This window comes from Vreelandella sp. H-I2 (assembly GCF_052959335.1).
The window spans coordinates 1-26,546 of sequence record NZ_JBRAMC010000012.1; the positions used below are offsets into that span (position 1 = coordinate 1).

The 26,546-nt window shown below is 54.3% G+C and carries 28 protein-coding genes; 2 read left to right on the forward strand and 26 right to left on the reverse strand.

Annotated elements, in window-relative coordinates:
* Positions 1–156 precede the first annotated feature (156 nt).
* From ACUVOF_RS21055 to ACUVOF_RS21090, 8 genes are all read right to left on the reverse strand, one after another.
* Positions 157–558: an NUDIX hydrolase gene (locus tag ACUVOF_RS21055; RefSeq protein ID WP_447046187.1), complete on the reverse strand. Its 402-nt coding sequence runs from the start codon at positions 556–558 to the stop codon at positions 157–159.
* A gap of 43 nt (positions 559–601) precedes the next feature.
* Positions 602–1,573, reverse strand: a complete 972-nt coding sequence (gene nrdF, locus ACUVOF_RS21060; RefSeq protein WP_447046188.1) for a class 1b ribonucleoside-diphosphate reductase subunit beta — start codon at positions 1,571–1,573, stop codon at positions 602–604.
* A gap of 166 nt (positions 1,574–1,739) precedes the next feature.
* On the reverse strand, positions 1,740–3,932 hold the full coding sequence (gene nrdE, locus ACUVOF_RS21065; protein WP_447046189.1) for a class 1b ribonucleoside-diphosphate reductase subunit alpha: 2,193 nt from the start codon (positions 3,930–3,932) through the stop codon (positions 1,740–1,742).
* Positions 3,914–4,348: a class Ib ribonucleoside-diphosphate reductase assembly flavoprotein NrdI gene (gene nrdI, locus ACUVOF_RS21070; protein WP_447046190.1), complete on the reverse strand. Its 435-nt coding sequence runs from the start codon at positions 4,346–4,348 to the stop codon at positions 3,914–3,916. Before nrdI ends, nrdE begins: the two co-directional genes overlap by 19 nt.
* A 9-nt stretch (positions 4,349–4,357) precedes the next feature.
* Positions 4,358–4,579, reverse strand: coding sequence for a glutaredoxin-like protein NrdH (nrdH, locus tag ACUVOF_RS21075; RefSeq protein ID WP_447046191.1), 222 nt, complete (start codon positions 4,577–4,579; stop codon positions 4,358–4,360).
* A 250-nt stretch (positions 4,580–4,829) separates the two neighbouring features.
* Complete coding sequence (locus ACUVOF_RS21080) at positions 4,830–5,441, reverse strand: superoxide dismutase (protein WP_113268113.1); 612 nt, start codon at positions 5,439–5,441, stop codon at positions 4,830–4,832.
* Positions 5,442–5,641: 200 nt separating this feature from the next.
* The gene (locus tag ACUVOF_RS21085) at positions 5,642–6,568 is read right to left on the reverse strand and encodes an electron transfer flavoprotein subunit alpha/FixB family protein (RefSeq protein WP_447046192.1); all 927 of its coding nucleotides are present in this window, start codon (positions 6,566–6,568) and stop codon (positions 5,642–5,644) included.
* Between the two features lie 14 nt (positions 6,569–6,582).
* Positions 6,583–7,332 (reverse strand): electron transfer flavoprotein subunit beta/FixA family protein, encoded by a 750-nt coding sequence (locus tag ACUVOF_RS21090; RefSeq protein ID WP_447046242.1) that lies wholly within the window; start codon positions 7,330–7,332, stop codon positions 6,583–6,585.
* A gap of 487 nt (positions 7,333–7,819) precedes the next feature.
* Here ACUVOF_RS21090 and ACUVOF_RS21095 point away from each other — a divergent pair, with 487 nt between their 5' ends.
* The gene (locus ACUVOF_RS21095) at positions 7,820–9,484 is read left to right on the forward strand and encodes an electron transfer flavoprotein-ubiquinone oxidoreductase (protein WP_447046193.1); all 1,665 of its coding nucleotides are present in this window, start codon (positions 7,820–7,822) and stop codon (positions 9,482–9,484) included.
* Between the two features lie 84 nt (positions 9,485–9,568).
* On the opposite strand, the gene ACUVOF_RS21100 is transcribed toward ACUVOF_RS21095, so the two are convergent.
* The 15 genes from ACUVOF_RS21100 to ACUVOF_RS21170 all read right to left on the reverse strand — a co-directional run bounded on the left by ACUVOF_RS21100 (position 9,569) and on the right by ACUVOF_RS21170 (position 22,828).
* Positions 9,569–11,782, reverse strand: coding sequence for an ATP-dependent helicase (locus ACUVOF_RS21100; RefSeq protein WP_447046194.1), 2,214 nt, complete (start codon positions 11,780–11,782; stop codon positions 9,569–9,571).
* On the reverse strand, positions 11,779–12,351 hold the full coding sequence (locus ACUVOF_RS21105) for a DUF1285 domain-containing protein (protein WP_447046195.1): 573 nt from the start codon (positions 12,349–12,351) through the stop codon (positions 11,779–11,781). The genes ACUVOF_RS21100 and ACUVOF_RS21105 overlap by 4 nt, the downstream gene beginning before the upstream one ends.
* A gap of 39 nt (positions 12,352–12,390) precedes the next feature.
* Positions 12,391–13,281, reverse strand: coding sequence for a TatD family hydrolase (locus ACUVOF_RS21110; protein ID WP_447046196.1), 891 nt, complete (start codon positions 13,279–13,281; stop codon positions 12,391–12,393).
* A gap of 70 nt (positions 13,282–13,351) precedes the next feature.
* A complete protein-coding gene (locus tag ACUVOF_RS21115) occupies positions 13,352–13,687 on the reverse strand; it encodes a PilZ domain-containing protein (protein ID WP_113268120.1) in 336 nt (111 codons plus the stop codon).
* 68 nt (positions 13,688–13,755) lie between these two features.
* On the reverse strand, positions 13,756–14,742 hold the full coding sequence (locus ACUVOF_RS21120) for a DNA polymerase III subunit delta' (protein WP_447046197.1): 987 nt from the start codon (positions 14,740–14,742) through the stop codon (positions 13,756–13,758).
* The gene (gene tmk, locus ACUVOF_RS21125) at positions 14,733–15,386 is read right to left on the reverse strand and encodes a dTMP kinase (protein ID WP_447046198.1); all 654 of its coding nucleotides are present in this window, start codon (positions 15,384–15,386) and stop codon (positions 14,733–14,735) included. The genes ACUVOF_RS21120 and tmk overlap by 10 nt, the downstream gene beginning before the upstream one ends.
* Positions 15,387–15,456: 70 nt before the next feature.
* Entirely contained in the window at positions 15,457–16,464 is a 1,008-nt protein-coding gene (gene mltG, locus ACUVOF_RS21130) for an endolytic transglycosylase MltG (RefSeq protein ID WP_447046199.1), read from the reverse strand.
* A gap of 47 nt (positions 16,465–16,511) precedes the next feature.
* Positions 16,512–17,324: an aminodeoxychorismate lyase gene (gene pabC / locus ACUVOF_RS21135; RefSeq protein WP_447046200.1), complete on the reverse strand. Its 813-nt coding sequence runs from the start codon at positions 17,322–17,324 to the stop codon at positions 16,512–16,514.
* 6 nt (positions 17,325–17,330) lie between these two features.
* A complete protein-coding gene (gene fabF, locus ACUVOF_RS21140) occupies positions 17,331–18,569 on the reverse strand; it encodes a beta-ketoacyl-ACP synthase II (RefSeq protein ID WP_447046201.1) in 1,239 nt (412 codons plus the stop codon).
* Between the two features lie 197 nt (positions 18,570–18,766).
* The gene (acpP, locus tag ACUVOF_RS21145; RefSeq protein ID WP_008956801.1) at positions 18,767–19,000 is read right to left on the reverse strand and encodes an acyl carrier protein; all 234 of its coding nucleotides are present in this window, start codon (positions 18,998–19,000) and stop codon (positions 18,767–18,769) included.
* Positions 19,001–19,124: 124 nt separating this feature from the next.
* Positions 19,125–19,868, reverse strand: a complete 744-nt coding sequence (gene fabG / locus ACUVOF_RS21150) for a 3-oxoacyl-ACP reductase FabG (RefSeq protein WP_447046202.1) — start codon at positions 19,866–19,868, stop codon at positions 19,125–19,127.
* 58 nt (positions 19,869–19,926) lie between these two features.
* A complete protein-coding gene (fabD, locus tag ACUVOF_RS21155; protein ID WP_447046203.1) occupies positions 19,927–20,886 on the reverse strand; it encodes an ACP S-malonyltransferase in 960 nt (319 codons plus the stop codon).
* Positions 20,887–20,997: 111 nt separating this feature from the next.
* The gene (gene plsX / locus ACUVOF_RS21160) at positions 20,998–22,047 is read right to left on the reverse strand and encodes a phosphate acyltransferase PlsX (RefSeq protein WP_447046204.1); all 1,050 of its coding nucleotides are present in this window, start codon (positions 22,045–22,047) and stop codon (positions 20,998–21,000) included.
* Positions 22,048–22,090: 43 nt separating this feature from the next.
* The gene (gene rpmF / locus ACUVOF_RS21165; protein ID WP_007114757.1) at positions 22,091–22,261 is read right to left on the reverse strand and encodes a 50S ribosomal protein L32; all 171 of its coding nucleotides are present in this window, start codon (positions 22,259–22,261) and stop codon (positions 22,091–22,093) included.
* 36 nt (positions 22,262–22,297) lie between these two features.
* A complete protein-coding gene (locus ACUVOF_RS21170; RefSeq protein ID WP_447046205.1) occupies positions 22,298–22,828 on the reverse strand; it encodes a YceD family protein in 531 nt (176 codons plus the stop codon).
* 232 nt (positions 22,829–23,060) lie between these two features.
* On the opposite strand from ACUVOF_RS21170, the gene ACUVOF_RS21175 reads away from it, so the two are divergent.
* Entirely contained in the window at positions 23,061–23,678 is a 618-nt protein-coding gene (locus ACUVOF_RS21175; protein WP_447046243.1) for a Maf family protein, read from the forward strand.
* Between the two features lie 11 nt (positions 23,679–23,689).
* Here ACUVOF_RS21175 and sppA read toward each other — a convergent pair whose 3' ends face one another.
* Genes sppA through ACUVOF_RS21190 form a run of 3 tightly spaced genes read right to left on the reverse strand, consistent with a single transcriptional unit; the run spans position 23,690 to position 26,454 of the window.
* Complete coding sequence (gene sppA, locus ACUVOF_RS21180) at positions 23,690–24,805, reverse strand: signal peptide peptidase SppA (protein ID WP_447046206.1); 1,116 nt, start codon at positions 24,803–24,805, stop codon at positions 23,690–23,692.
* 24 nt (positions 24,806–24,829) lie between these two features.
* The gene (locus ACUVOF_RS21185; protein WP_447046207.1) at positions 24,830–25,483 is read right to left on the reverse strand and encodes an HAD family hydrolase; all 654 of its coding nucleotides are present in this window, start codon (positions 25,481–25,483) and stop codon (positions 24,830–24,832) included.
* A 29-nt stretch (positions 25,484–25,512) separates the two neighbouring features.
* Positions 25,513–26,454, reverse strand: a complete 942-nt coding sequence (locus tag ACUVOF_RS21190) for an RluA family pseudouridine synthase (RefSeq protein ID WP_447046208.1) — start codon at positions 26,452–26,454, stop codon at positions 25,513–25,515.
* Positions 26,455–26,546 lie beyond the last annotated feature (92 nt).

The window sequence follows — 26,546 nt, forward strand, 5'->3', positions numbered from 1 at the left end:
CCTGTTGGAGCAACACCTCAATGCGCGATGACTAAAAAACCGCGCTCACTAGTGATCGCTTCAGAAAGGAGCCTCTTAAACGACAAAACCCCACAAAAAGTGGGGTTCGTCAGCAGTCTGAGGCGCCTATTGGCGCCTCGTATCACAATGAACAACCTAATGATTCACCACTACGTACTCTTTGGTCAGCGGTGCCAGCGGCAGTTGCCAAGCCTCTTCACGGGTGACCCATATTGCTTCGGCAATTTCAGCCGCCGCCTCAACAGGCACGTCAATAACAAGGCCAAACAGATCCGCCTCTATCGCCACGCCGAGCTCGTTAGCAGCGGGAGCAGAATGCATGCCCAACGGGATCAGTTGATCTTCACTAATATGCAAACCAATTTCTTCTTGCAGCTCACGACACACTGCCTCTAACGCGGTTTCACCCGCATCGATCTTGCCGCCCGGCTGCATATAAAAAGACGTATTGTGCTTACGCACTAACAACAAACGCCCGTCAGGGTCGCTCACCACAGCAGCGGCAATTTTCAATACGTTAGCTGCGCTTCCTGGCATACTCCCCTCCTTTTTATACTCTCCGCCACAGCTCATGGCGATATTAAAACGCCCAGTCGTCATCTTCGGTGGCGACGGCTTTGCCGATGACGTAGGAGGAACCGGAGCCTGAGAAGAAATCGTGGTTCTCATCGGCATTGGGTGAAAGCGCCGCCATGATGGTCGGATCGACATCGGTCACGCTACTGGGGAACAGTGGCTCGTAGCCAAGGTTCATTAGTGCTTTGTTGGCGTTGTAGTGAAGGAATTTTTTGACGTCTTCACTCAGGCCTACCTCGTCATATAGCGATTCGGTGTAGCGCACTTCGTTATCGTAAAGCTCCAACAGCAGCTCGTAAGCATAATCCTTGACTTGCTGTTGACGTTCAGGCGTGGCTTCCGCCAGCGCTTGCTGGAATTTATAACCAATGTAGTAGCCGTGTACCGCTTCATCGCGAATAATCAGACGAATCAGGTCAGCGGTATTGGTCAACTTGGCATGACTTGACCAGTACATCGGCAGATAGAAGCCTGAGTAGAATAGAAACGACTCCAGGAAGACGCTGGCCACTTTGCGCATCAACGGGTCGTCGGAGCGGTAGCGCTCCAAAATCAGCTGCGATTTTGCTTGAAGCGTCGGGTTTTCCTCACTCCAGCGAAATGCGTCGTCTACATCGCGCGTGGTGCAGAGCGTCGAGAAAATCGAGCTATAGGAGCGCGCATGCACCGATTCCATAAACGCGATATTGGTGTAAACCGCCTCTTCATGGGGGGTACGCGCGTCGTCCATGAGTACCGGCGCGCCCACACTACTTTGAATGGTGTCCAGCAACGTTAGCCCGGTAAACACGCGGATGGTCAGCTGTTTTTCCTGCTGCGTCAGGGTGTTCCATGACTGGATGTCGTTAGACAACGGCACCTTTTCGGGCAACCAGAAGTTACTCGTCAAGCGGTTCCATACTTCCAGGTCTTTATCATCCTGGAGTCGGTTCCAGTTAATCGCGTCAACCCGCGACAAACGTTGCATAGTATTCATGGCAATGCTCTCAAAAAAAGTAGCTCGCAAAAACGAAGCTCTTTAAAAAATAATTATTAAAAAAACGCTATTAAAAAACGGTTCTTAAAATAGCTATCAAGGCCCGGTTTAAAAAACCGGGCTAGCAAGATGGGCAGTTAACTAAAGACCACAAGGCACAGGCTGTTTACAGCGTGCACGACACACACCCTTCTACTTCGGTACCTTCCAGCGCGCTTTGACGCAGGCGAATGTAGTAAAGCGTTTTGATGCCTTTACGCCAGGCGTAAATCTGCGCTTTGTTGATGTCCCGCGTACTGGCCGTGTCCGGGAAGAACAGCGTTAACGACAGCCCCTGGTCAACGTGCTGCGACGCTTCGGCGTAGGTGTCGATAATCTTTTCCGGACCAATTTCATAAGCGTCCTGGAAATAGTCGAAATTAGCTTCATCCAGGAAAGGCGCCGGGTAATAAACACGCCCCAACTTGCCCTCTTTACGAATCTCGATTCTCGCCGCCACCGGATGAATACTGGAGGTGGAGTTGTTGATGTAGGAGATTGACCCCGTGGGCGGTACGGCCTGAAGGTTACGGTTGTATAAACCATGGGCCATGACCGACGCTTTCAGCTCCTGCCAGTCTTCCTGAGTCGGCAACGCAATACCGCTACGCTCGAACAGTTCACGCACTTTATCGGTGCGCGGCAGCCACGCTTGATCCGTGTACTTATCGAAGAACGTTCCCGAGGCGTAGGTGGAGTCCGCAAAGCCTGAAAAGGTATCGTTGTTTTCGATTGCCAGACGATTAGAGGCACGCAGTGCATGAAACGCCACACAGTAGAAGTAGAGATTGGTGAAATCCAACCCCTCGTCAGAGCCGTAATAGATGTGCTCGCGCGCCAAATAGCCGTGCAGATTCATCTGGCCCAAGCCAATGGCCCGCGACTGGGCATTGCCTTCGGCAATTGAGGGTACGCTGCGCAGGTTGCTCATTTCAGACACGGCGGTAAGGCCGCGAATGGCAATATCCACGCTGGTGCCGATATCGCCTGAGTCCATCACCTTGGCGATATTCATGGAGCCCAGGTTGCAGGAAATATCCTGACCCACCTGACGGTAGCCCAGATCATCGTCATATTCGGTGGGCGTATTCACCTGCAGAATTTCCGAACACAGGTTACTCATGTTGATACGGCCAGCAATCGGGTTAGCACGATTGACCGTATCTTCGAACATGATATACGGATAACCCGACTCAAACTGCAGTTCAGCCAGCGTTTGGAAGAAAGCCCGGGCGTTGATCTTATGCTTGCGAATGCGCGCATCGGCGACCATTTCCTGGTACTTCTCGGTAACGCTGATATCGCCAAATGGGACGCCGTAAACACGCTCCACGTCGTAAGGCGAGAACAGATACATATCGTCGTTACGCTTGGCGAGTTCAAAGGTGATATCCGGAATCGTCACGCCCAACGACAGCGTTTTGATGCGGATTTTCTCGTCGGCGTTTTCTCGCTTGGTGTCCAAAAAGCGCAGAATATCCGGATGGTGAGCATTGAGATATACCGCTCCTGCCCCCTGACGAGCCCCTAATTGATTGGCATAGGAGAACGCGTCTTCCAGCAACTTCATGATCGGGATAATGCCCGATGACTGATTCTCAATTCGCTTGATGGGCGCGCCGGACTCACGAATATTAGAGAGCAGGAAGGCGACACCGCCGCCACGCTTGGAGAGCTGCAGGGCGGAATTGATCGAACGCCCGATCGACTCCATGTTGTCTTCGATACGCAGCAGAAAACAGGAAACCAGCTCACCGCGCTGCTGTTTACCGCAGTTCAAGAACGTAGGAGTAGCAGGCTGGAAACGGCCGCTGATGATTTCGTCCACTAGTGATTTGGCCAAGGCTTCGTCACCCCGTGCCAGGGTCAGCGCCACCATGCACACACGGTCTTCATAACGCTCTAGATAGCGCTTGCCGTCGAACGTCTTCAGCGTATAGCTGGTGTAGTACTTGAAGGCACCCAAGAAGCTGGGGAAGCGAAATTTATACGCATAGGCCTGCTCAAATAACGCCTTCACAAATGCAAAGCTGTATTGAGCAAGCATTTCCGCTTCGTAGTACTGCTCTTCCACCAAGTAATCGAGTTTTTCCTTCAACGAGTGGAAGAACACCGTATTTTGGTTCACGTGTTGCAAAAAGTACTGACGTGCCGCTTCGCGATCTTTATCGAGCTGCAGTTCGCCGTTGGCACCATACAGGTTAAGCATCGCATTGAGGGCGTGGTAATCCAGTGTACGCGTCTCGCCTGCTGCTGGTCTTTTTGACCCTACCACGCTGTTGGCGGCGTCATTTTTCGTGGCTACGTTAGTCGTTTCCAAAACTCTTCTACTCCTTTACGGACGTTGGCCACATCATCTTCGGTGCCAAACAGTTCGAATCGATACAGCAGCGGCACGTGGCACTTTTTCGCAATAATATCGCCTGCAAGACCGTATGCATCGCCAAAATTAGTGTTTCCAGCGGCAATTACCCCCCGCAGGAGGCCCCGATTCTGCGGGTCATTAAGAAAATGAATAACCTGTTTGGGTACCGCACCCTGTGTCTCGCCCCCGCCATAGGTAGGGGTAATTAAAATATATGGCTGCGTTACCTGTGGTGCCGACTCGCCTTGTTTGAGCGGTAACCGCGTTGCTGCATAACCAAGCTTTTCTACAAAACGATGGGTATTACCCGACTTCGTGGAGAAGTACACCAAACTGCCGGCGACAGGTGTGGTTAAGCAACTTGCCAGCATGGTAATCGCTTACGCGAGGGCTTGAATGCGATCGGGACGAAAACCCGACCAGTGATCTTCACCCACGACCACGACAGGAAGCTGGCGATAGCCTAGCGCTTCAACTTCTTCTTGAGCACCAGACTTAGCGGTAATATCAATCACGGTGTACTCAAGGCCCTGCTTGTCGAGTGCGCGGTAAGTCGCGGTGCACTGAACACAGGCTGGCTTGCTATAAATTTGAATTTCCATGGTGATTTTCCTTTTCAAAGTGGCGTTTTTCGGGTAGAGCACATCTAGTGCCCGCACCCTTTAGAAGACACAACGCATACTATATATAGCCCATTAGAAAATCAATTCAAGCATATGTGGTATTTTTCATCCACAGGATATTGACAGCTATTACCCAGCCATATCCCAGCCAATAAAAAAACCGCCCACTAAAAGTGGGCGGTTTTTTGACAGCGCCGCGAACGGACACTGCTAGCGGATCATCACTATATTAGCTAATGGCAGCTTGGTAACGACGCTCTACGTCTTCCCAATTAACCACATTAAAGAACGCTGCAATATAGTCAGGGCGCTTGTTTTGATACTTCAGGTAGTAGGCATGCTCCCAAACATCCAGACCGAGCAGCGGCTGGTTGCCGTGCATCAGCGGGCTGTCTTGGTTAAGCGTATTTTCGACGACCAGCTTCTTCTCAGGGGTGACGGAGAGCCACGCCCAGCCGCTGCCGAAACGACCCACAGCCGCTTTTTTAAACTCTTCTTGGAAAGCTTCAAAGCCACCCAGTTCTGAATCGATAGCTTTTGCAACATCACCTTGGGGCTTGCCACCACCATTGGGTGACATCATCTGCCAAAACATAGAGTGGTTAGCATGCCCACCACCGTTATTGATAACGGCTTGACGCTTGGCTTCTGGAACACGATCCAGATTAGAGACCAACTCTTCAACCGGTACATCTTCAAGGCCTGTACCTTCCAGCGCGGCGTTCAGGTTGTTGATGTAGGTTTGGTGGTGACGAGAATGGTGAATCTCCATCGTCATTGCATCGATATTTGGTTCGAGAGCGTCGTATGCGTACGGCAGTTCGGGTAGTGTATGTGCCATATCATCATCTCCTTGAGTGGCTTTCGTTGCTTTCACTTACTTATGTGCGGTCAATCCGCAGCTTTTCAACCTTTGGAGCAGTTTTTCTTACCCTTTGCCCCAGTACTTTAGTCAACTATTGGCAGTTTACCTAATACACCTGACATAAAAAAGCCGACTTCAGGCGAAGCCGGCTTAATGCTTATCGATTGCTCAAACACTTACAGCTTGCTTTCAAGCTCCGGCAAGATCTCGAACAAATCCCCCACCAGGCCATAGTCGGCCACCTGGAAGATCGGCGCTTCGTCGTCTTTGTTGATGGCGACGATCACCTTGGAGTCTTTCATACCCGCCAGGTGCTGAATGGCACCGCTGATGCCCACGGCAATGTACAGCTCGGGTGCGACGATCTTGCCGGTCTGGCCGACCTGCATGTCGTTGGGCACAAAGCCTGCGTCTACCGCCGCGCGGGAGGCACCGATGGCGGCACCCAGCTTGTCGGCAATACCGTCGAGCAGTTTGAAGTTCTCGCCGTTGCCCATACCGCGACCGCCGGAGATCACGACTTTGGCGCCGCTGAGTTCCGGGCGGTCGCTCTGGGCCAGTTCTTCTTTGACGAAGCGGGACTGGCTGTTGTCCACCACCGTGTCGATGGCTTCGATCGTTGCACTGCCGCTATTACCCACCGCATCGAAGCCGGTGGTCCGCACGGTGATCACTTTCAGCGTGTCGTCGCTTTTGACCGTGGCAATGGCGTTGCCGGCGTAGATCGGGCGCAGGAAGGTGTCGGCACTTTCGACGCCCAGCACGTCCGATAGCTGGCTGACGTCTTTCAACGCAGCGAGGCGCGGCAGGACGTTTTTACCGGTGGTGGAGGCGCTGGCCAGCACGTGGGTATAGCCATCGGCCAGCTCGACCAGTAACGCGCTCATGGGCTCAGCCAGTTGGTGGGCGTATACGGCGTTATCGGCAACGCGTACTTTGTTGACGCCGTCGAGTTTTGCAGCGGCGTCTGCCGCTGCCTGGACGCCTTCGCCGGCGACCAGAATATCAATCTCACCACCGATGGCCTGGGCGGCGGCGACCACGTGGGCGGTGGCGCTAGCCAGTTGGCCTTCATGGAGGTCGGCAAGTACCAGAATGCTCATGAGATCAGCTCCTATTAAAGCACCTTGGCTTCGTTTTTCAGTTTGTCGATCAGCTCGTCTACCGAGGCCACTTTGATACCGCCTTTGCGCTCGGCGGGGGATTCCACCTTGAGCAGCGTGACCTTGGACGCCACTTCAACGCCGTAATCGGCGGGGGTTTTAACGTCCAGCGGCTTTTTCTTGGCCTTCATGATGTCCGGCAGCTTGGCGTAGCGCGGCTCGTTGAGGCGTAGGTCGGTGGTGACAATCGCGGGCAGCGTGAGTGCCACGGTTTGCAGGCCGCCGTCGATTTCACGGGTGACGTTAACCGTGTCACCGTCGACCGCTACTTCCGAGGCAAAGGTGCCCTGGGGCAGGTTGGTCAGCGCGGCGAGCATCTGGCCCGTTTGGTTGTTGTCGGTGTCGATCGCCTGCTTACCCAGGATCACCAGGCCGGGCTGCTCTTCTTCGACGACCTTGGCCAACAGCTTGGCGACCGCCAGCGATTCCACGCGTTCGTCGGTTTCGATATGGAGGGCGCGATCCGCGCCCAGCGCCAGCGCGGTACGCAACTGCTCTTGGGCGGCTTTGGGCCCGACCGTGACGGCAACCACTTCCGTGGCGGTGCCCTTCTCTTTGAGGCGCACCGCTTCTTCCACAGCAATTTCGCAGAAGGGGTTCATGGCCATTTTGACATTGGTCAGGTCAACGTCCGAGTGGTCCGCTTTAACACGGATTTTGACGTTGTAGTCGATGACGCGTTTCACCGCGACGAGTACTTTCATAGGTTCCTCGCTTGGCTTGTAGTAAAAGCCGTTAACCTGAGACGGCACCCGCCCAGCGGATACCTCTATTGGACAGTTGCTATTAAAGAGCGACTGAATACTTTGTTAGCGAAAATGTTTTTAACACGTGCGTTGCCAACAATGGAGCACATTCAAATTCATTCAAGCGTTTGATAGGTACGCAATTGAAAAACCCTATTAATTTGCCATAGCCTATCTGCTAGCAACAATAGCTGATAACTACGGCCTTGGTCGTAACGCTGAACAGCGGTGGGCGAAATTTACCGCCGAGAAATGCTGCTTTCACCATCGTAGGCGTGACCTGACACAGGTATTATGCCTATTATGGGGTATAACCAGAAGCAAACGACCGTTTTAAATTAAGGCCATCTGTTTATAAGCTAGTACTTACAATAGTTAGTGCTTACAACAAAGCCAAAGGCTAGCGTTTGCACACAATGGCTCTTAGAGAGTAAGGAGAAACCGGGTGGAAACTGTTGAACGCGATGTAATGGACTTTGATGTTGTCATTGTCGGTGCGGGCCCATCCGGGCTTTCCGCCGCATGCCGCCTAATGCAGCAAGCCAACGAGGCGGAGCAAGAATTAACCGTTTGCGTCGTTGAGAAAGGCTCAGAAGTCGGCGCGCACATTTTATCAGGTGCGGTATTCGAACCTCGCGCTCTGGCAGAGCTATTCCCTGACTGGGAAGATCGCGGCGCACCGCTTAATACGCCCGCCATTCGCGACGATGTTTACCTGCTAAAAGACGCCCAGAAGGCGCAAAAGCTGCCCAACGCGTTGGTACCCAAAAGCATGCACAACACCGGCGGCGACATGACCCGCTACGTGATCAGCGCAGGCAATCTATGCCGCTGGCTGGCCGAGCAGGCAGAAGAGCTGGGCGTTGAAATCTTCCCCGGCTTTGCCGCTCAGGAAGTGATTATAGAAGATAACGTGGTACGCGGCATCCAGATCGGCGATATGGGCGTTGCCGCTGATGGCACCCCCAAAGATGGCTATATGCCGGGTATGGAGCTGCGCGCCAAGTACACCCTGTTTGCCGAAGGCGCCCGGGGGCACTTGGGTAAGCGCCTGATAGAGCACTTTTCCCTTGATGCCGGACGCGACCCGCAGCACTACGGCATTGGCCTGAAAGAGCTTTGGGATGTGCCGGCCGACAAGCACGAACCGGGGCTGGTGGTTCATGGTTCAGGCTGGCCGCTGGATAAAAACACCGCTGGCGGGTGGTTTTTATATCACGCTGAGAATCAGCAGGTGGTGGTTGGCTTGATCATGGATCTCTCCTACCAGAACCCGTGGCTCTCGCCCTTTGATGAATTCCAGCGCATGAAACATCATCCGGCGCTCAGCCAATACCTGGAGGGTGGTAAGCGGGTGGCTTACGGCGCGCGTGCGCTGACCAAAGGCGGCTTTAATTGCCTACCCAAAATGACCTTTGACGGCGGCCTGCTGATCGGCTGCGATGCTGGCACGCTCAACTTTTCCAAGATTAAAGGCCTGCACACCGCCATGAAGTCTGGCTTGGTGGCGGCGGAAAGCGTATTTGAAGCGCTCAAGGCGGGCGATGAGGGTGGCCAGGAACTCACAAGCTTTACCCAGAAGTGGGAAGCCAGCTGGGCCTATCAAGAACTTAAAGAGAGCGCAAGCTTCGGCCCCGCCATGCATAAGTACGGCACGATGGGCGGCGGCGCCTACAACTTTGTCAATCAGTTGCTGGGCAACAAGCTACCCAATGTGCACGACACCAACACTGATCATGGTGTACTGAAACCGGCGTCTGAGTTTGAAAAGATTACTTACCCCAAGCCCGACGGCAAGCTCTCTTTCGACAAACCCTCTTCGGTATTTCTCTCCAATACCAACCACGAAGAGGATCAGCCGTGTCACCTGCGTTTGGACGATCCGGAAATACCTATCCAGCACAATTTGCCCGAGTACGCCGAGCCGGCCCAGCGCTACTGCCCAGCCGGTGTCTACGAAGTAGTCGAAGATAGCGAAGGGCAACCTCGCTTCCAGATCAACTTCCAGAACTGCGTACACTGCAAAACCTGCGATATCAAAGATCCGGCGCAAAATATTAACTGGGTAGCACCAGAAGGCGGCGGCGGGCCTAATTACCCCAATATGTAAGAAGCAGCATTAACGTTACGGCTAGCAGAGAGCAATCGTTCTGACTAGCCGTAACGTTCCCCCCTTTAACGCCCATCTCATACGCTAAGAATGTAGCGCGCTTTGTGAGCCTTCTAACAATTCAATAGGGGCACGACGGGCAATAAGCCGTCTGCGGCCAGCCTGGTCAAAGCGCACATCAATCACCGGATCGCTTGCATTTCCCTCTACCGCAGCCACTTCACCCTCACCAAACACTGCATGATGAAGCCGCTGACCAGGGTAAAAAGTTGTTTTGGCTGAATAACCTACTTTGGCCTCTTCAACTTGCGCCGCTGCAAGCACAATATCGTCACGTCCAAGCCGATCTAAATAGCGTTTTACCAGCTCAACCGAGGTAACCTTTAACGAAGCCGTTGGCACGCTGGAACTCGCTAAACAGGCGGCGACACGCATGCTGTCTTGCCAGGCGCTCTCAGCAATAAAGCGACTAGGATGGTGCACGCCCCCATCATGGAGCACTAATAGCTGCTCTTGAGCACGCGTTATGGCTACGTAAAAAAGCCGCCGCTCCTCTTCCAAGCGCTCATCGCTAAGCGGATTATCGCGGCTATAGTGGGGGAAATCCTCTTCATTGACGCCTGCAACGGCTACCAATGGCCACTCAAGCCCTTTGGCACCGTGCACCGTGCTAATGAGTATGCCACCGGCCTGATTCTCTACCGGACGTTCAAGTAATTCGATAAAGGCATCGGGATCGCGCACGCTTTGTGCTTGTTCAATTAGCACGTCGAGTAAACGAACATCCTCTTCGCCTTTATCCCGGCGCGCGGCTGCGCGTTTGAGCGTTTTTTCCGCCTCGATGCTTTCCACCACATGTCTTAATAGCTTGGCAGGTGGCCATGCACTTAATTGGGGCAACTCGCATAGCAACACCCAACGTTTTTTTAGCGTGCGCCGCTGGATTGGCTTTAATTCCGTCAAGACTGGATCATGCCGCTCAGGCCATTGCTGGGTAGCCGCTAGCTGATGAGCTAAACGTTGTAGCCGTTCACGAGCAACGAAGGGGGTCGGCTGAGAAAGCAGTAATAGAAGTTGCTGCGGATCGCGAAGCAGGCCAGGACGGCGCGACATTTTCAAATACCCTGCCAGGGCCTGTACTAACGGCAGACGAAATACAAAACGATCCTCTCGCTGAAGCCGAAAAGGGATGCCCGCCTGCAATAACGCCAGTTGAAAAGGCACCGATAACGCCCAGCTACGCACTAGCAAACTGGCCTCGTTAAAAGCCCGTCCTTGGGCCTGCCAATCGATCAATGCATCGAGAAACAAGCGGCTACCCTGCCCCACTGTGACGCGTGTCTCCGGATTATTGGCTGCCGCGAGACATATCTGGTTGGGGCGACGCTGATTGGCGGCAATGGCATGATTAGCAGCAAGCGCTAAGGCGTGACCATGACGAAAAGTCGTTGATAGCGGATAGTCGGTAGCGTCGCCAAAAGTGGCGGTAAAGTTTTCCAGCATGGTGTCGGGCTTAGCGCCACGCCACTCATAAATACACTGGTTGGCATCGCCGACAGCCATTACCTCGGCACGATTACCCACCAACACGGATAAAAGACGCTGTTGAGCGGCGTTAATATCCTGGTACTCATCAATAATGACATGGTCCAGAAAGCCTTCAACGCGAGCCCGTAGGGCGCTATCAGCTTCTAGTACCTGAAGAGGACGATAGAGTAAGTCAGCATAAGTCATCATCCCTTCCGCCTCTAATAGCCGTTCCGCCTCGGCAAAGGACGCGGGGAAATAGTCGGTATCCGGGTCGAAATTGAGCCGCTCGTAAAGTGCTTCCGGGGTGATCATCTCCGCCTTCACCAAGCCGCAGAAATGCGCTAAGGCTTCAAGCCTTTCCCCCTCCACGGCAGCGTCGCGACGCTCGACAGCATCACGCAGTACATTGAGACTCGCCTGGCGAAGCAGTCGCTCCAATTGCCAATCTGCGGATAATAATCGGCGCGGCGCGAGCGCACCCCAGCGGCAAAAGCTCTGGGTTAAGCGATGTCCCAGTGAGTGAAAAGTGCGTACATCGGGCAGCGCCTGCCCGGTAGACGCCATAGACGCCAAACGACGTTGAAAGTCATCTTTGGCCGAGCGGTTAAACATCAGCACCAAAATACGCTTTGGTGGCACATCGCAGGCCAACAGGTGCAGCACCCGAGCGGCCATGGTGGTGGTTTTACCTGCTCCCGCTACCGCCGCCACACGCGCATGGCCGTCTGTGTGATTGACAACGGCTTGCTGTTCAGCAGTTAGCTTCACGGCGCCTCGCCTAAAGATTCATCATCAAGTTGGCCTAGCGCAAACCACTGCCCGGCACTCATCAGCCCAATTTCAGTCACTCCGTTGCTTACCTCACGGGTTTCTGCAGCCTCGACCAGTTGATAATAAACATTACGATGTAGACGTGCAGCCAGCCCGAAACGCACCGGCAATTGCGGCACCGCTTCACCTTGTGGCGTTAACGTGATAGAGAGTGGATGCTCGCCATCCAGGCGAATGACATCATCAAACTGCGTGGTGAACCACCAGGCCCCATCACGAAAGTCAGCCTCTACTGCGACTAGCGGCAGATCTTCAACCTCTATCCGCCAGCGCTCTACTGGCGTAACTAAGCAGTAACCATCTTCGTCATGACGCAGCAGAGACGCCAATAAGCGCGCCACCTTAGGACGGGCAAACGGCCGGCCTTCGTGCCACCAGCTACCATCAGCGTGAATTCGTAGGTTCATATCGCCAGAAAGAGGAGGTTGCCACTGATCAAGTGGAGGGATAGCGCCTGCAAGCCCTTTCTCTTCGTCGCGTTGCTGCAGCAATCTATCAATATTCATCTCGCCCACCTCGCTTGAGCGTATTCAACGCACATCAGGCTATAAAAGCCCTGACTGTACCAATGCCTCTTTAACATGTTCCGGAGCATCAGGAGCGGCGGCACGAAAGAGCTGATAAAAGTTGACGGTCGTTTGCATGGCAACTTCGTCAACACTGATCCCCCGCTCTTGAGCGATGCACTCTGCCACTTCCACTACCCAAGCAGGCTCGTTTGGCTTGCCGCGATAAGGAACAGGGGCAAGATAAGGACTATCGGTCTCAATCAGCAGGCGATCCAGCGGCAGTTGGCGGGCTAGCTCTCGCAACGAAGCGGCGTTGCGAAAAGTGATAATACCCGATAGCGAAATATAAAAGCCCAACCGCACTGCTTCCCGGGCCATCGCCAAGTCTTCAGTAAAGCAGTGTAATACACCGCCCACCCGAGGGTCGCTATATTCACGCAACAGGGCCAGCGTTTCTTCTTTAGCCTCCCGGGTATGAACAATCACCGGCAGTTCCAATTCACGTGCAGCGATCAGATGGCGCTTGAAACGTTCATGCTGCACTTCTACCGGTACGCTGTCGCGGTAATGGTAGTCCAGACCAGTTTCGCCGATAGCTACCGCGCCATACTGTTCGGCAGCCTCTTTTATATCCGCAACGCTGGGCTCGCTTCCGCTGCCATGTTTCTCAGTACTATGTTTTTCAGAACTATGTTTCTCAGTACTATGCTTCTCAGGACTATGTAAGGGATGTAAGCCAGCAGAGATCACCACATCGTGATGTGCACGAGCGATGGCCGCCAGTTGCGGCATATCATCCAAGGTGACGGCTACAGCAAGAAACTGACTAACGTGGGCAGCGCGCGCAGCGTCTAGGGTGGCGGCGATATCCCCACCGTGAGTCTGGTCAGACAAACGGTCTAAGTGACAATGTGAATCGACAAACATGCAGGTCTCGACAACGGTTAGGCCATAAACACGATGATAATTGCATTCAAAGCGTAAGCGACGGTTTGAATCAGAGCGTGAACGACGGGGCTGCTTTATCTAATTGTCCGGCAAGCAGCGTTTCGATACGGTCACGTACAGGATAATCTTGTTGGCTGAAATGTAGGCCAATGCCTGGCATACGGCGACCACTAACACCCTCGGGTGAGACCCATACCACCTGCCCGGTGATCGAGAGGCGTTCACTTTCACCCGGCAGTGTCAGCAATAAGAATACTTGCTGGCCAAGCGCGTAAGGGGTCTGCGTGGGAACAAAAATCCCCCCGCGATCCAGAAATGGCATATACGCTGAGAGCAGTGTCGGCACATCGGGAACGGTAAGAGAGAGCGCTTTTTGAGCTGCCATGACGACCTCGCTACATTGCCGTAAGTAAGAGCATTAAGATAAGAACGCGATGGATAATACTGCCGCAGCTATGAACGCAACAGCGCCGCCCAGCGAACCAACCATGCTTCAAGCACTAACTGGGGATTGGGGTTAGCCCCCACCGCCAGCAGACGCCGCTGTTCACGAGCATAGTCGAGCAGGCGAAACCAATCTTGCACCCGGCCATTTTTAACCGCCTGACGATAGAGCGGCTCTAGATCAGGATTATGCAACACTGCTGCTTCACCGGATAAACCCAGGCGGATAAGGTCTTCCAGCCAAGCGATACCGTACCACAAGATGGCATCTATCGCTTGGCGGTCCAGGCGCGCTGCTTCAGAGACAGGCTCGGCACCACGCACCAGTTGCTCGAAACTGTCATGAATTTGGTGGCGTAAAGCGCGCTCTTCAGGCGCAGCCAACTCTACCGCGAGCAATGGCAAACCGCCCGCCACCTGCCACCAGAAATAGGCTTCATCGGCGCTGTTAAGCTGTTCAATTAACCAACCTCGGCAAGCCTCAAAGGGAACACTGGGCAAGGACCACTGCTGACAGCGGGAGCGGATCGTCGGCAACATCCGCGAAGGTACGTCCGAGAGCAGGATAAAGAGTGTTTTATCACCGGGCTCTTCAAGGCTTTTAAGTAGCGCATTGGCGGCGGCGATGTTCATTGCCTCGGCAGGTGAAATCACAATCACCCGGTAACCACCCTGCTGGGCGGTTTGTGAGACAAATCGGTTAACCTCGCGAATGGGGTCAATGCGAATCTGACGCTTGCCCTCTTCCGGAGAGACACGCAGCAAATCCGGATGATAACCCGACCCTAGCATAGTGCAGCTATGGCAGTGACCACAGGCTTTATCAGCGGGCTTGGCACATAGCATCCGCGCAATTAACGCCTCCGCCAACTGCTGTTTACCAACGCCGTGAGCACCGTGAATCAATAGCGCATGGGGCATGCGCCTCCCATCGGCCAAGCGGGTTAACTGATGCCAAGTGGCGAGGTGCCACGGCATTACATCGGTTAACGCCATGCCGCTACTCGTGCCGTTAATGCTTGGCTAATTTGCGCCTGGACCTCTTCAAGCGCGTACTGAGCGTCAATCACCGCAAAACGCTCGGGCGCTTCTGTAGCACGCGCCAAGTAGGCTTCACGCACAGCCTGGAAAAAATCGGCCTGCTCCTGTTCAAAGCGATCACGCTGCTCATGGCGATCACGAAGGCGCGACTCTAAGCGCTGCTTTGCAGCCTCTTGGGGCATATCAAGCAATAAGGTGAGATCAGGCGAAAGCCCCTGCTGAACGAATTTTTCCAGCACAGCAATCCGTTCACTGGCAATACCTCGCCCGCCGCCCTGATAGGCGAAGGTAGCGTCGGTAAAGCGATCACACACCACCCATGCCCCTCTTGCCAGGGCGGGCAGGATTTTTTCGGCTAAATGCTGTGCGCGGGCGGCAAACATGAGTAGAAGCTCTGCGTCCACATGCAGCGGCTCTTGGGGAGCGGGATCCAGCAGCAACGCACGAATAGCTTCGCCACGCTCAGTCCCACCCGGTTCTCGTGTGAGCACGACGTCCAGCCCCTGGGCTTCCAACCATTCGGCGACAAAGCTCACATTAGTGGATTTTCCCACTCCCTCGCCGCCTTCCAGCGTAATGAAGCGACCACGCTGATTCATTATGCTTCCTTACTATGCTGATAATTGGGGTGATAACTGAGGTGATGACTGTGATGATGGGTCATGGCTATTACCGGTTGCGAATATAGCGATTGACGGCATTATTATGCTCCCGCAACGTGCGCGAAAAGTGGTGCGTGCCATCGCCACGGGAGACAAAATAAAGCGTTTCGCCAGGGAGCGGGTTTACCGCCGCTTCTAGTGAAGCGCGCCCCGGCAGAGCAATCGGCGTGGGCGGAATCCCATCAATCACGTAGGTATTGTAAGGTGTGGCTTCGCGCAGATCGGCACGGGTAATGCGCCCTTCATAGCGCTCGCCCATGCCATAAATAATCGTCGGATCTGTTTGTAAGCGCATCCCTTGCTCCATACGGCGCTTAAACACCCCGGCAATCTCGCGCCGCTCCTCCGGCGCACCGGTTTCGCGTTCAATCAAAGAAGCCATGATCAGCGCCTCATAGGGCGTATCAATTGTTAGGTCGTCGGCGCGCTGTTCCCACACTTCATCGACCATCCTTTCCATTCGCTCAAGCGACTGACGCAGAATATCGACATCGCTCATCCCCAGGTGGTAACGATAGGTATCCGGGAAAAACCAGCCTTCTGGAAAAGTGCCTTCTCGGTCGAGTAGCGCCATCACCTCTTCGTCGCTCAAATCAGCCGTGCGGTGCTCAAGTTTCGGCGCCGCATTAAGCAAGTCGCGCATCTGACGAAAAGTCCACCCCTCCGGAATCGTCAGTGGGTAAGTGACCACGTTATTACTGCCCAACAGCGCCATCATTTCCAGTCCGCTCATATCCGGCAGTAGTTGATATTCGCCAGTACGCAGACGCGGCACCCGCTCAGGCTCAACCCGCGCTAATAGGCGAAACGCCCAGGCATCTTCCAGTATGCCCTGAGCTTCTAACTCCGCCACCACTTGATTGAACCCTGCGCCAGAAGGCACTTGGTAAAGCGTTGGCTCTTCAAGTGTAAGCGGCGATTCTAATCGGTTCTGCCAATAGAAGTAACCGCCCGCAGCACCTACAGCACCCACTATTACTAAAACCAATAAAGCGGTTAATAACCGTTTCACCATGACACCTCTAGAAAATTGCGCGGCGATAACTCAAGGAACAACGACGTTTAGGCATAGCCTAACAGCTGATGCGCCAAGCGCTGGATTGGGTCAGGCTCGTTCACGGACCAGCGCTTTAGCAACGAGCCATCCGCTGCAAGCAGCGTAGTGACTGGCCATACGCCCTGGACAGAGTTTGCTACCCATAGCCGTTCGACATCTGGGAATTGATCAAGCGGCAGTGAAGCCTGGGCGACGGCACCTTTATCAATCAATCCAGCGCGCAGCGTGCCAGCCACGCCGCACTGGTCAAGCCGAGGCGTAAACACCTCTCTCGCTTGCTGCCAAAAAATATTCATACTGGTGGCTTCCACAACCAAGCCTTCGCTATCTGTGAGCACGCCTTCGGCAATAGTGGCATCGCTCCACTCTTGACGGGCCAGTACGTTTTCTAACCGATTAAGGTGCTTGACCCCCGCCAACCGTGGTTGGCGGCTAAGGCGTAAGTTACAAAGCCGCACCGTTACACCCTGTTGCCAGCGCTGCACCGATGGTTGAAACGGCGCCCGACGACTGAGTAAACGCGGCGTTACCGGCTCTGGCTGAGCGTAGCCACGCCCGCCGCTGCCCCGAGTCAGTATCAACTTGAGCACTTCCAACTCTGCGCTGGGTTTACCCTGCCATGTCGCATTCAGTGCCGACTGGCAAGGTAACGGTATACCGAGGGATTGACAGCCTTTCGCCAAACGCTCTACGTGATAGCGCCACAGTACTGGCACGCCTGCGCGCAACAGTACTGTTTCAAAGAGACCATCCCCGTAGGCTAGCCCGCGATCATCAAACGGTACTTGGTGATCGCTCGATAAAGGGGGTGGCAACATCGCCAACTACACTTTCTTAAACAGCAGCGAGCCGTTGGTACCACCAAAGCCGAAGGAATTAGAAAGCGCTATATCAATACGCATATCCCGCGCGGTATGCGGTACATAGTCCAGGTTGCAGCCTGCCTGTGGGTTATCCAGGTTGATAGTCGGCGGTGCAATCTGATCACGAATAGCCAGGATACTAAACACCGCTTCTACCGCGCCAGCGGCGCCCAGCAGGTGACCGATCATCGATTTCGTCGAGCTCACTGCCACATTATTGGCTGCATCTCCCAGTACGTTCTCGATAGCACGACTTTCTGCCAGATCGCCTGCCGCGGTTGAAGTGCCGTGGGCATTGATGTAGTGCACCTCTGACACATCAACTTGGGCGTCTTTTATCGCGTTGCGCATGGAGAGCGCTGCCCCACGTCCATCTTCTGGGGGCGATGTCATGTGATAAGCATCGTCGCTCATGCCAAACCCAACCAGCTCAGCATAGATGTTAGCCCCGCGCGCCTTGGCATGCTCATACTCTTCAAGCACCAATACGCCAGCCCCGTCGGACAACACAAAACCATCGCGGTCTGTGTCCCAAGGACGGCTTGCCGCTTCTGGGTTATCGTTACGCGTAGAGAGCGCGCGAGCAGCAGAAAAACCGCCTAGGCCTAACGGTGTAGTGGCCATCTCAGCACCACCACAAACCATGACGTCTGCATCACCGTAGGCAATGGTGCGTGCGCTATAACCAATATTGTGAGTACCTGTCGTACAGGCGGTGGTGATGGCGATATTGGGGCCCCTGAAGCCATGCTGAATCGCCATATTGCCTGAGATCATATTAATAATTGAGCCGGGCACAAAGAATGGCGACACCTTTCGCGCACCGCCTTTATTGAGCGCGTTATGGTTATGCTCAATCATGGGAAGACCACCAATGCCTGAGCCGATAGCCACACCGATGCGATCTGCATTCTCTTCAGTACATTCGATACCGGAATCTTCAACCGCTTGGGCGCCCGCCGCCATTCCGTACTGAATAAACAGATCCATCTTGCGAGCATCTTTAGGATTCAGATATGGGCTGATATCAAAGTTCTTAATCGCCCCACCAAAGCGGGTGTTAAAGCCGCTGGTGTCAAAGTGATCAATAGGTGTAATACCGCTTTTGCCAGCAACAATATTTGCCCACGACTCATCTACATTATTGCCCACTGGGGTCACCAGGCCTAACCCAGTTACCACTACCCTTTTCCGTGCCATCAGCTTTCCTCCAGGCATCCATGGTGACGCGACCCACTTGGGTCATTTGCTGCTTAAATTTGGTCAACAGTATAACGGAGATTGAACGTTATAAGCATTGTGGCAGCAAAGCAAAAAAGCCGCCCTGCGAAAGGACGGCTCTTAAGGCGGGTGACTAGACTAGCACCCCACCCTGGTTCGATGCATCGACGCAGCCCTTACTGGTGGGCGTTCACGTAATCGATAGCTTCTTGAACCGTGGTGATCTTCTCAGCTTCTTCATCAGGAATTTCAGTATCAAATTCCTCTTCCAAAGCCATTACCAGCTCAACGGTGTCGAGCGAATCAGCACCCAAATCTTCTGTAAAAGAAGAGCTGTTCTGGATGTCTTCTTCTTTAACGTTCAGGCGCTCTGCTACAACTTTCTTCACGCGCTCTTCAATAGTACTCATTAACGTACTCCAGTCGTTCACATTAGCCGTTTTTGATAACCAGCTATTTGGAAACCGCAAGCCAAAAGCTGCGGGGTAGTTTATAGACGCCCTTGGGTCGACGCAACCGCCAAGCCTAAGGCCATCATCGCATATTCATGCCGCCATTAACGTGTAGCGTCTCACCAGTGATATAACCTGCTGCATCGCTGGTCAAGAAACCCACCGCTGCGGCGATCTCTTCCGGCGCCCCTAAACGGGCCAACGGAATTTGCTTGAGCAGCATTTCATGCTGCGCTTCAGGCAGCGCTTCGGTCATATCGGTAGCAATGAAGCCAGGGGCCACCGCATTCACCGTAATGGCACGCGAAGATACCTCGCGAGCAAGCGCACGGCTAAAACCTTCCATACCGGCCTTAGCTGCAGCATAGTTAGTTTGGCCCAGGTTGCCCATGGTTGCCACTACGGAGCTAATCGACACAATACGCCCAAAACGCGCCTTGGTCATACCCCGCAAACACGCCTTACTGACACGATAGACAGATTTTAAGTTGGTATCCATAACAGAATCCCACTCATCTTCCTTCATACGCATCAGCAAATTGTCTCGCGTGATACCGGCATTGTTAACCAAAATGGTTGGCGCACCAAAGCGCTCAGTGATGGTTTTCAATACGCTATCGATGCTGGCCTGGTCGGTCACGTTCAGACATAGACCGGCTCCCTCAATGCCGTTTTCCTGCAAATCGGCATCAATTTTCTCAGCACCGGCTTTGCTGGTCGCCGTGCCAATCACGATACGGCCTTGACGGCCGAGTTCACGTGCAATTGCCTGGCCAATACCACGACTAGCCCCTGTTACCAGGGCAACTCTACGTTCTTGCGTCATAACGTTCTGCCTTTAACCGGGTAATCAAGCAAGGATAGCGGAATAAAACAATCCTTGGTCACGCCTTATCAACCAACGTCTCACGCGCTAGTTCGAGCGCAGCATCCAGGCTATCAGGATCATTCACAGCCAGCCCCTTACTACCCTTAACAATACGCTTATTGAGGCCAGTCAACACCTTTCCTGGCCCGCACTCAATAAATACTTCCACACCTTGGCCTGCCATTGCCTCAACGCAAGCGCTCCAACGCACTGGTTGGTAAAGCTGCTCGACTAGGCGTGTACGCAGTGTAGCCGTATCGGCATGAGCCTGAGCGTCAACATTTTGGATGACTGTATAGCGCGGCGCCCGTAGCTCAATGGCCTGCATGGCATCTGCCAAGCGCTCGGCAGCAGGTCGCATCAGGGCACAGTGCGAAGGCACTGACACGGGCAAAGCCATGGCGCGCTTGGCTCCCGCCTCCTGGCAAGCAATTATCGCTCGTTCAACGGCCGTTTTGGCGCCCGCTATAACCACTTGTCCCGGGGAATTGTAGTTGACTGCAGCAACAACATCACCTTGGGCGGCCTTTTCACAGGCGGCTTCAACCGAGTCATCTGAAAGCCCCAGGATAGCCGCCATGCCACCTTCACCCGCGGGCACCGCTTCCTGCATCGCTTCACCCCGCTGGCGTACCAAATTGACACCTTCGGCAAAACTCAAGACACCTGCGCACACCATAGCGCTGTATTCGCCGAGACTATGGCCCGCCATGACGGTAGGTCGTGGCCCTTCCAGCTCTTGCCAAACACGCCAAATGGCAATGCTTGCAGAGAGTAACGCGGGCTGGGTGCACGCAGTTGCATTCAGCGTTGCTTCAGGACCCTCTTGGACGACTTTCCATAAGTCGTAACCCAAAGCATCCGACGCTTCCTCAAATGTCGTTCCCACCACACTATAGCGCTCGGCTAGCTCTCGCAGCATTCCAAGCTGCTGAGAGCCTTGCCCGGGAAAAATGAGGGCAAGGGGTTGAGACATGTCGTTCACCTTTGCTCTAGTAGGCATTTGCTCATATGAGCGATAGGCGAGGTTATTGGCACATCCTGATGCCACCTATAACCCGCAAAAAATAGCTTATTTATTATCTGATCATGGCTGGCGCGCACCATCGACATCACTTGACGGCGCTTGCCAGCGGCCTGCAATCCGCGCAGGTAAGTTATGCTCTACTTCCTGCAGGGCACGCTGGATAGCGTAGTAGAAGCCATCGGCGTGAGTACTGCCGTGACTTTTCACCACGATACCGCGCAACCCTAACAAACTGGCCCCGTTGTAACGAACAGGATCGAGCTCTTGCTTTAATCGTCTTAACACAGGCTTGGCCAGCAGGCTTGCCAAACGTCCGCTTAAGCGCGACTCAAAGGCCATTTGCACGCGTTCAACCAACATGCTTGTCAAGCCTTCGCTTGCTTTGAGGACGGCGTTGCCGACAAAACCATCGCACACCACCACATCAAGCTGACCTTTGAATAGATCCCCACCCTCTGCGTAGCCTTGGTAGTCGAAGGCACTATTACTGGCATATTGGCGCAACAAACGATCGGCTTCACGCACACTGGCATTGCCCTTGGTGGCTTCCGCGCCAACATTAAGCAGCGCCACACGTGGCAAAGCAGCACCATCGATACACTGCGCCATCGCTGCCCCCATCAATGCAAAATCGACCAACCGATGGGCGGGGGAATCCACGTTGGCGCCTAAATCCAGCAGATAACAGCGGCGCCCTTGGCGTGCTGGAATCGCCGTACTAATCGCCGGCCGGGAAATCCCCTCGATCATCCCCAGCTCGCGCCTTGCTAAGGCAACAAGCGCTGCCGTATTACCGGCACTAACCCCAGCCAGTGCCTCTCCCTCAGCAACGCTTCGTAGCATTTGCGTCATGCTCGTTGCATGACCTCGGCGTAACGCCCAGGCAGCCGTTGTCGCTGGCATAATGCTGGCGGATGCATCACGCGCCGCCAAACGTGACGCTGCCGCAGCCAGAGGCTGCGGCAAGCGTGAAATCTCAGCAAGTATTTGCTGACGCGGGCCAAACAGAATCACCTCAAGGCCTGGATGCTCCACCACTGCCTTTGCGGAGCCTGCAATAATCGCATGAGGACCTTGGTCGCCCCCCATCACATCAATCGCTAGGCGCATACCGCACTGAGTCCGTTTAGCCGCTTAGTAATTCAATTGAGGCTTATACCTCGACCACTTTACGTCCACGGTAGAAGCCGTCTGGAGAAACGTGGTGACGCAAGTGAGTCGTACCCGTTTCTTTATCCTGAGACAGCGTCGGAGCGGTCAGCGCATCGTGGCTACGACGCATGCCGCGCTTGGAACGAGTTTTACGGTTCTGTTGAACTGCCATGGGTATTTACTCCAAGGTATTTAAGGTAAAGGGTGCTTATTTTTTGCCTTTCAAGACATTGAGCACCGCGAAAGGGTTCGTCGCTGGCGTTGTTTCTGACGCCGCGCCTTCTGTTTTGCTGACCAGCTGCTCCGCCGAGACATGACATTCGGCTTCATCGTGATAGACCACCTGTGGCAGGCTAAGGATTAATTCATCCTCAACCACTGTCAGTAGGTCCAGCTGTTCCTTTTCCACCAGCACCGGTTCATGACTAGCAGGCAACTCGGCCGCTAAGGCTTCATCAGTGACCATTCCAAGCAAAAAGTCACTGCTTACCTCTTGAGGCAGCGGCACCAGACAGCGACGACAGGCGAGCGCCAATGTCGCTTGCAAGTGGCCACGAATTTCACGACGGCCTTGAGCATCGACGCCAAACTCGAGCACGACATGGCAGTCGCCGGTTTGGAGACCCGCTTCTTCAGCAAGACGTGGTAGCTTATCAAGCGCTACCAAGCCTTCGATTCGTTCGTGGCGGGCTGCAAGCTTATAAGGCTCAACCCGACTGGGGAGTTGTGAGGTCAACATAGGCGCGCAATGATAGGCACTCCCCCTGCTGGTGTCAAAGCCGTCGTTATAATTCTTCACACCTTCTTCAATAAATAACCTACGTAGACCTCAACAATCCGTCAATGTAGGCACCTCTGCCTGCTTTCGCTACACTCTAATGCCTTGAAATCGCATTTGCGTAATGTTGCACAAGCACAACGTTGCCTTAGAAAAACCATGCAGCCAGGAGTTAATTGTGACCTCATCCTCAATGGCCGAGCCGCCGAGCGCCCAGACATCACCGACCGAGCTGATACTTGCTTCCAGCTCGCGCTGGCGGCGCGAGCTGTTGGATCGCCTGCAACTTCCTTATCAGTGCCATTCGCCTGATATTGATGAAACGCCTCACAATGGCGAAACGCCCCACGCGCTGGTGCACCGGCTTGCGCTTAGCAAGGCCAACGCCGTTGCACCGCACTTTCCTCATCACTGCATCATAGGCTCCGATCAGGTTGCGGTTTTCGAAGGCGAGATTCTTGGCAAACCACATACGGAAGCCAAGGCCCGCACCAACCTGACCCGCTTTTCTGGCCAGCGCGTCACCTTTCTAACCGGCCTAGCGCTGCTAGATACACGTCATCAGCGTCACCATGTCCATGTAGAGCCTTTTGAGGTGGTATTTCGCAACTTGAGCACACAAGAAATCGAAAACTATGTCGCAAAAGAGCAGCCGCTAGACAGCTCAGGCAGTTTTCGAATGGAGGGGTTAGGCATTGCGCTGTTTGAAAAGCTTGAAGGCCGCGACCCTAATGCCCTGATTGGGCTTCCGTTGATTGCGCTCTGCGACATGCTACGCCAAGCGGGCTTTGACCCGCTTGGCGCACGCTAACTCAATCGAGCCTAATAGCGAAGCGGGGTATTGGGTGTACTCACGCCCAACACCTCAGCGACGACCTGTGAAAAACGACGCGTCAGGCGATCAAACGGATCAAGACTGGGCGTATAATCCTGCCAATCGGTGTTACCCACTTGATTGCGAGACACTTGCTCAAGGCTGCCTAACTGATCAACCAAGCCTAGCTCAATACTCTGCTCACCATTCCAGACCAGACCCGAAAAAATATCTGGACTGTCGCTGAGCCTTTCTCCCCGCCCTGCGCGCACGTCTTCAATAAATTGGCGATGGGTTTGGCTGAGCACGCTCTGCCAAAACTGCTCCGCCTCTTCATCCAGCGGCTGGAATGGGTCAAGAAAGGCCTTATTCTCCCCTGCCGTAAGCACGCGGCGCTCAACGCCAATGCGCTCAATAGCCTCCTCAAAGCCGAAACCAGCGTAAATGACGCCAATAGAACCCACCAGGCTTACCGGCGACGCTACAATCTCGTCTGCTGCTGCGGCAATATAATAAGCACCGCTGGCACCGATATCCTCGATCACGGCAATAATCGGTTTATCGCCCTGCTCACGCAGACGCATAATTTCTGCATAGATACGCTGAGACTGCACTGGACTACCGCCGGGGCTGTTAATGTGCAACACCACAGCGGCTGCACTCTCCGCCTCCCAGGCTCGATTTAGCCCTTTGATAATGCGCTCAGCGTTGGCCGGTGAATCACTGGCAATCACTCCATTAACTTCAACAATTCCCAAGTGACGCTGAGCGGGCGGGGAAACACTCGGAGAGTCCCAAAACAGGCTATACAGAGTGGCAAACAGCGTCACCAACACAATAGCGAGCACTGTTAGCCGGAAAAACAGTTTCCAGCGTCGGCTGCGGCGCTGCTCGGTTAATACGCCTCCTATCCAGTGATCCATCATCTCCAACTGCGCTAGTCGCTGTCGTTCGCGCAGGGTTTCAGCATCATCGTCAGGCGCGCCCGGCACCTGGTTGGCGCGTTTACCAGGGGGGACTTCTGGCCCTTGGGTCCAGCGATCCTCTCCCTTATTACGACTATCACGGGTTGGTTCTGCACGCCCGTCGCCTGTGTCATCGGGGCGGGTTAGGTCGTCACTCATAAAATGTCCTTAAGTAAACACTGGCTACTCACCGTACAACCGATCAAAAAGCTCATCGATGCTATGGGCAATCCATTTGGGCTGGCTGCGCGCCAAACGCTCCGGCGTATGTACGCCATAAGTGACGCCAACGCGATCCATACCAATGGCGCGGGCCATTTCCAGATCATACTCCGTATCGCCGACCATAACGGCTCGTTCGACGGGCACCTCTAGCTCGGCCAACAGCTCCGAAAGCATTTGCGGATGGGGCTTCGAGCGGGTTTCATCGGCGGTACGGCTGGCGTGAAACCATGCACCGCTGTCGGTCTCAGCAAAAATGCGGTCAAGACCACGGCGACTTTTGCCGGTCGCTACCGCCAAACGCTGCTGTTCACGGCCACGCAAACGGGCAATCTGCGCCTCAACCCCAGCAAAAAACAGCATCGGTGTAGCATCCGCGGTAACAAAGTGGTGCGAGTAACTCTCACGAAGGCGCTCGGCCTGAGCAGGCAAAATACCTGGGCAAAGCTGGGCAATGGCTTCAGGTAGCCCCAGGCCAATAATATCTTCCACCTCAGCCGCTGAAAGCTCTCCCCACTCGGCTTCCAGAGCCGCGGCTTGCATACACGATACAATACGCGGCACGGAGTCCATCAGGGTTCCGTCCCAATCAAATATAATCAGTTCGTACTGCATGGCAGCTCCTTGCTGAAGGGCGCGTCAGCTTATTGACGAGCACGCTTAAGGGTTTCTTCAAGCGCTTCTGGCAGTGGCGCTTTCACAGTTACCGGACGCCCATTACCGGGCTCTGGAAACGTTAATGCACGCGCATGCAGAAACAGCCGCCCCAGCCCCAGCTGCTTGGTGAGCAAACCGCTCTCGCGGGTGGCATATTTATCATCACCCAACAACGCATGCCCCGCGTGGGCCGCATGCACACGAATTTGGTGGGTGCGTCCCGTCACTGGCTCGGCTTCGATCAAGGTGACTTTCTCAAACGTCTCAACCACCGAAAAATGAGTGCGCGACACTTTGCCATTGGGGTCGACCCTTACCCGCCGCTCGCCATTGCCCGCATCAAAACGGTCCAAGCGAGCGCTTTCGTAGGTTTTACGCGCCGGCCAGCGCCCACTCACCAAGGCCAGATAACGCTTATCCATACCATGCTTTTTCAGCGACTCATTGAGTGTCACCAACGCATCGCGAGATTTGGCCAGTAACAAACAACCCGAAGTATCACGATCAAGACGGTGAACCAGCTCCAGAAAACTCAAATCATCACGCACCTGACGCAGCGCTTCGATCAAACCAATTTTAACCCCGCTACCACCGTGCACCGCCAGACCAGAAGGCTTGTTAAGCACCATCCAGTCCGGGCCTTCCATGATCACGCTGCCCACCAACAGGTCGCGCAAATTATCGCTGACTTCTTTAACCGCTTCACGAGGCGCCAAGCGCAACGGCGGGACACGCACAAGGTCTCCCGCCTGTAAACGATAATCGACCTTCACGCGTTTTTTATTAACGCGCACCTCCCCTTTACGTACAATGCGGTAGATAAGCGCACGTGGCGCACCTTTAAGGCGCGTCATGAGAAAATTATCAATTCGCTGTCCAGCCTGCTCCGGGGCGATATCCACCCACTGCACTTCACGCCCTTCGGACATTACCGCTTACTCCTGCTGTAGCTCGATGACACCAGCCTAAAAACGGCATTCTAACGTAGACCCAAGGGCATTGCGTCAATTGCTGGTCGTTG